Genomic DNA, 6,059 nt, shown 5'->3' with positions numbered 1-6,059 from the left:
GGGGGGGGGGAGATGAGTGTGGGGAGGTGAGGCTCAGCCCTCACCCTGCCGCCTCCACCCCCAGCGCCTCGATTTGTTCTAGATTCGCGCTACCGAATCGGCGACAATAGAACAATAGACAGATCGGCGCACCTGCTGTGAAGAATGCGCCCGCTGTGAAGAACCCGCTACTGAGAAAACCGCCAGCGCAGTTTCACCCGCGAGGTTCTATCGGTGCAGTTCTGCCACCATATTGAAATCCGTAAGCACATTCCCGGCACCCCGCCGGCAAAGGAGGACCATGACCATCCTGAGCATCCGCACCGTAGGCGACCCGGTGCTGCGCAGCGTCTGCGACCCCATCACCGTCTTCGACGACGACCTGGCACGACTCATCGACGACATGCTAGAAACCATGTACGACGTGGGCGGCGTGGGCCTTGCCGGCCCGCAGGTTGGCATCTCCAAGCAGATCTTCACCTTCGGCGGTATTGACGACCGCGAAGGCTACATCATCAACCCCGTGCTCGAAGTCGGCGAAGAAGACCAGGAAGGCGGCGAAGGCTGCCTGTCCGTGCCCGGTCAGAAGTCCGTAACCCCGCGCAAGAACTGGGCGCGCGTGACCGGCGTGGACCGCCACGGCGAACCCCTCGTGCTGGAGGGTGAGGGCCTGTTCGCGCGTATGCTGCAGCACGAAACCGATCACCTGCACGGCAAGCTGTTCATCGACCGCCTCGTGGGTGAAGACCGCCAGCGCGTGATGCGTGCCCTGCGCGCCGCAGACTACAACGCCGTCGCCGCGAAGACCGTGACCGAGCGTGCAACCCGCGTGGGCGGCGCCTTCGGCGGCGGCGGTGCGTTCGGTGCCGGTTCTGCTGGTTCCTCCTTCGGTAGCTTCGGAAAGTAGGCTCACATGCTCAACATTATTTACGCAGGCACCCCCGACGTTGCCGTGCCCCCGCTCGACTACCTGGCGAACTCCGATAAGGTGCGCGTGGTCGGCGTGCTCACCCGCGAAGACGCCCCCGTGGGCCGCAAGCGCGTGCTCACCCCCTCCCCGGTTGCACAGCGCGCCGAAGAGATCGGCCTGCCCATCGTGAAGGCAAACCGCTGGAACGACGAAGCCGCCGCAGCCATCGCAGAACTGAACGCTGACGCAGCCGCCGTGGTCGCCTACGGCGCCCTGCTGCCGCTGTCCGCGCTCGAATCCCTGCGCTACGGCTGGGTCAACCTGCACTTCTCCAAGCTTCCCGCATGGCGCGGCGCCGCCCCCGTGCAGCGCGCCCTCATCGCCGGTGAGCAGGAAATTTTCTCCACCACCTTCCTGCTCGAAGAAGGCCTGGACACCGGCCCCACCTTCGAACAGGAATCCACCCCCGTAGCCGCCGACGATACCGCAGGCACCGTGCTGATGCGCCTCGCCACCAGCGGCGGCGCACTGCTTGAACGCACCTTCGAACGCCTCGAAGCGGGCGAGAACGGCACCGTACAGGTCGAGGACGAATCGGTCAGCTACGCCTCCAAGATGAGCATTGCCGACGGCCGCCTCACCTGGACCGAACCCGCCGAACAGATCCTGGCACGCTTCCGCGGCGTCACCCCCGAACCTGGCGCATGGTGCGAACTGGGCGAAAACCGCTTCAAGATCGGTGGCCTGGCGGTTGCCGACGAGCGCCTGGTGCAGTCCCTGACCGAGGCGAACGGCGGCCCCCTCGCACCCGGTGCGGTGCGTCTACACGCAAAGAAGGTACTGGTCGGCACCGGTACCGAACCCCTGATGCTGCTGCAGGTTCAGCCTGCCGGTAAGAAAATGATGGATGCGCCCGCGTGGGCTCGCGGCGCTGGCAAGGACATGGCGGAAGGTCTGGTGGTACTCGCATGAGCAACGAAAAGCGCCCCTACAAGGGAGGACACGGCAAGCCCGGCAACGGTAAGTTCAGCCAGGGTAGCGGTCAGGGTGAGGGCGGTGCGAAGCGTAAGCGCCGCCGCCGCTCCGGCACTGGCAGCGGCTCCGGCTCTGGTGTGAGTGATCAGAACCGCCAGCAGTCCCAGAACCAGCGTTCCCAGGGCCAGCGCTCTCAGGGCCGCCCGCAGAAGTGGGATGACAACTCCCGCCCCGAATCGCGCACCGGCCGCCGCTTTGACGGCCTGACCAGTGTGGAGCGCGCCGAACGCCGTGCCAAGACCGCGCACGAGGACACCAAACGCGGTGGCGGCGGCACCTCCCAGCGCAATAAGAGCGGCCACGAACGCAACCGCCGCTCCATGTCCACCCGTGAATTCTCCGCGGCGGCCCCCTCCGCACGCTCGCGCACCGCAGACACCGCACGCGCAACCGTCTTCGACGTACTGCGCTCCGTGGCGGAATCTGACGCCTACGCGAACCTCGTGCTGCCCAAGGCAATTCGTAGCCACCGCCTCGACCACCGCGACGCAGGCTTCGCCACCGAGCTGACCTACGGCACGCTACGCCACCAGGGGACCTACGACGCAATCCTCAGCCGCTGCGTAGACCGCCCCATCGAGAAGGTCGGCACCACTACCCTGATCGTGTTGCGCATGGGCGTGCACCAGCTGCTGAACATGCGCGTTCCCGCCCACGCGGCACTGAACCAGAGCGTGTCCCTGGCGCGCGAAAAAATCGGTGCGGGCCCTGCAAACTTCATCAACGCGGTGTTGCGCCGCGTCTCCGAGCGCACCCCCGAAGAGTGGTACGAACTCATCATCGAGGACGCGAAGGACGACACCGAGCGCATGGCGCTGCTCGCCTCGCACCCCGGCTGGATTGTGCGTTCCATGCGCCAGGCACTCGTCGCGCACGGCCGCCCCGCCTCCGAAATTGAGCAGCTACTCGAAGCGGACAACCTCGCCCCCGTGGTGAACCTGGTTGCGCTGCCCGGCCTGGGTAGCCTCGACGAGGCACGCGAACAGGGTGCCGTCGACGGCGAGCTGGTTGAAGGTTCGGCGCTGTACGCCTCCGGCGACTTGGCGCGCCTGGAATCCGTACGTGAAGGCACCGTCCGCGCGCAGGATGCCGGCTCCCAGCTGGTGGCACGCGCGCTCGCCGCAGCACCCCTGGACGGCACCGACACCGCATGGCTCGACCTGTGCGCAGGCCCCGGCGGTAAGGCGGCGCTCCTCGGCGCGCTCGGTATTCAGCGCGGCGCATCCCTGGTCGCCAACGAGGCGGCACCGCACCGCGCGCAGCTCGTGGAATCCTCCATGCGCCCCCTGCCCGAGGACAGCTACACGGTACTCACCGGCGACGGCCGCCAGATCCGCGAGACCCTGCGCAAGAACGTCTCCGACCTGCCCGGATCCATTGAGCCCGGTCAGCTTTTCGACCGTGTGATGGTGGATGTGCCCTGCTCCGGTCTGGGTGCCCTGCGCCGCCGTCCCGAGGCGCGTTGGCGCAAGTCCCCGCGCGATATTGCAGAGTTGCTGCCCCTGCAGCGTCAGCTCCTGGACGCAGCCATTGAGGCGACCCGCCCCGGCGGTGTCATCGCCTACGTGACCTGCTCCCCGCACGCGGCAGAAACCCAGAACATTGTTGCCGAGGTGCTCGAAAGCGGCGCGGTCAGCCTGCTCGACTCCGCCGCCGCACTGCGTGAAGTCGCCCTGCACGCCGAAGGCGCGAACGGCGAACCCGTGAGCGTGCTGGCGGGGGAGAAGGACCCCGGCCACACCCCCGAGATCAAGGTCAAGAAGGGTGCGCCGGTCGTTAATGCTTCGGAGAACCCGACCACCGCGCAGCTGTGGCCGCACGTGCACGGAACCGACGCCATGTTCCTCGCCCTGCTGCGTAAGAACTAGCAGCTTCACTGCCTAGCATCACTGGCCATACGGCACGGATTTGAAAGGAACCCCATGGGTATTGCCATTAACCCGTCGATTCTCTCGGCGGATTTCGCGAACCTGCAGCGCGAGCTGGAGCGCATTTCCACCGCAGACGCCGCGCATATTGACGTGATGGACAACCACTTCGTCCCCAACCTCACCTGGGGCCCGCCCGTGGTCAAGCGTCTGCGTGAGGTATCGCCGGTGCCGTTCGACGTACACCTGATGATTGAGGACGCCGACCGCTGGGCACCTCAGTACGCCAGCATGGGCTGCGAATCGGTGACCTTCCACGCGGAGGCGGCTATCGCCCCCATCAAGCTCGCGCGCACCCTGCGTGCCGAGGGCGCGAAGGCCGGCATGGCGCTGCGCCCGGCAACCGCCGTGGAACCCTACCTGGACATGCTCAGCGAACTGGACATGCTGCTAATCATGACCGTGGAGCCCGGCTTCGGCGGTCAGGCGTTCCTGGACGTGACCCTGCCGAAGATCGCCCGCGCCGCCAAGGCGATTGAGGGCGCAAACCTGCCGGTGACCGTGCAGGTGGACGGCGGCATCACCGAAGAGACCATCCTGCGTGCGGCCGAGGCGGGCGCAACCTGCTTCGTCGCCGGCAGCTCGGTCTACGGTGTGGACGAGGCGCTCGGCGGTCCGGAGGCGGCCATCGCCTCCCTGCGTGCGGCGGCCGCCTCGGTCAAGCGTGCCGGTTCTGGTTGCGGTTGCGGCCACTAGCGGTGTGCGCGGGGAATGATGTACTCCTGTAACGGTGCCCCTGCGTTTTGAATCCGGCGCCCTGATTCGGCGCCCTGATTTGGTGCCCGCATCTATAATCCCGCACCCATAAAACCTCATACGCCCCGTTGCGAAGACTGCGCCCCGTCGCGGTTCTTCGCGGCGGGGCGTTTTGCGTGCCCTGATTTCTTACCCACCGTGGATTTATGGTGGGGCAACAGTGGGGGAGAGGCACCCATTTAAGCGACATAGTGTCAGCAAGACTATGACAAAGAGTGAAATATGTTAACCCGCGGAATTCCGCGGCAAAACCGGGCATCCTGGCGGTCAGAGAATGCAAACTGAGCACGCCTTGATGTAGCACTCAGATATCTGTAAGGTTAGGTATAGTTTAGTCATTTATAGGGGGAACTATGTCTTTCAACCGAACCGAGCTGACCGACACCGAAAACCACGGCGCATCGGGCGTTAACCGCCGCGCCTTCTTTGGCCTGGCGCTCGCCTCCTCGGCAGCTCTCGCCCTCGCAGCATGCAGCAGCGAGACCACCACGACCACCACTTCCGGCGGTTCCACCTCCGGAGGCAACAGCGGCACCCGCACCATCAAGGACATTGATGAGGAGAACGTAGAAGTTCCCGCCAACCCGCAGAAGGTTATCGTCCTCTCTGAGCCCACCCTCGACGGCCTGCTCGCCCTCGGCGTGACCCCGGTAGGTTCCGTCTCCGGCCGCGGCCAGTCCGGCGTGCCCAACTACCTCGCCGACCGCGCCAAGGACGTCAAGATTATCGGCACCGTCGCGCAGGTCAACTACGAGCAGATCGGCAACCTCGAGCCCGACCTGATTCTGGTCGACTCCACCGGCGTGGACAAGCGCTCCGACGCCTACGAAACCCTCAAGAAGATCGCTCCCGTCGTCTACTGCGGCTACGCGGGCGGCGACTGGCGCATCAACTTCCGCAACGTCGCCAACGCTATGAACATGGTCGACAAGGGCGAAGAAGTCATCAAGGCATACGAGTCAAACGCCGCTACGCTGAAGGACCAGCTCGCCCCCAAGTACGGCGACAAGACCTTCTCCATCGTCCGTTGGGCAGGCAACGGCCCCGCCCTGATCCTCAAGGAACTGCCCGCCGGCCAGGTGCTCAACGACCTGGGCCTCAAGCGCCCCGAGTCGCAGGACCGCAACGGCCAGGGCCACTCCGAGCCCGTCTCCCTGGAGAACCTGGCAACCATCGACGCGGACTACATGTTCCTCGGCACCCTCGGCGGCGCAAGCCAGCAGAACCCGAACGCGCAGGGCTCCGCGGGTCTGCAGGGCGCCGAAGAAGCACTGAATAAGGCGAAGGAAACCTCCGGCTTCACCAACCTGAAGGCAGTCAAGGACGACCACGTGATTCTCGTGGACGGCTCCAAGTGGACCTCCACCGGTGGCCCGCTGCTGCTCAACGGCATTATCGAGGACGTCAAGAAGGCGCTTCCGCTCTAAACGCCCTGTTCTGAACACCCCGTT

General features: G+C 65.5%; 5 protein-coding genes. All 5 read left to right on the top strand.

The window, feature by feature from the left end; genetic code table 11:
• Window positions 1–280 precede the first annotated feature (280 nt).
• Window positions 281–886, top strand: a complete 606-nt coding sequence (def, locus tag HMPREF2927_RS06800) for a peptide deformylase (RefSeq protein ID WP_070686644.1) — start codon at window positions 281–283, stop codon at window positions 884–886.
• Window positions 887–892: 6 nt separating this feature from the next.
• The gene (gene fmt, locus HMPREF2927_RS06795) at window positions 893–1,861 is read left to right on the top strand and encodes a methionyl-tRNA formyltransferase (RefSeq protein ID WP_070686642.1); all 969 of its coding nucleotides are present in this window, start codon (window positions 893–895) and stop codon (window positions 1,859–1,861) included.
• Window positions 1,858–3,792 carry an RsmB/NOP family class I SAM-dependent RNA methyltransferase gene (locus HMPREF2927_RS06790; RefSeq protein WP_070686640.1) on the top strand — a complete coding sequence of 645 codons (1,935 nt, stop codon included), beginning with the start codon at window positions 1,858–1,860 and terminating at the stop codon, window positions 3,790–3,792. The genes fmt and HMPREF2927_RS06790 overlap by 4 nt, the downstream gene beginning before the upstream one ends.
• A gap of 54 nt (window positions 3,793–3,846) precedes the next feature.
• Window positions 3,847–4,548, top strand: coding sequence for a ribulose-phosphate 3-epimerase (gene rpe / locus HMPREF2927_RS06785; RefSeq protein WP_070686638.1), 702 nt, complete (start codon window positions 3,847–3,849; stop codon window positions 4,546–4,548).
• Between the two features lie 413 nt (window positions 4,549–4,961).
• Window positions 4,962–6,035, top strand: coding sequence for an ABC transporter substrate-binding protein (locus HMPREF2927_RS06780; RefSeq protein ID WP_070686636.1), 1,074 nt, complete (start codon window positions 4,962–4,964; stop codon window positions 6,033–6,035).
• The last annotated feature ends 24 nt before the right edge of the window (window positions 6,036–6,059 follow it).

It is taken from the genome of Rothia sp. HMSC061E04 (assembly GCF_001813685.1).
GTDB classification, from domain to species: Bacteria; Actinomycetota; Actinomycetes; order Actinomycetales; family Micrococcaceae; genus Rothia; species Rothia mucilaginosa.
The sequence above is the reverse complement of the archived record's forward strand: the minus strand, read 5'-3'. Positions and strand labels throughout refer to the sequence as shown.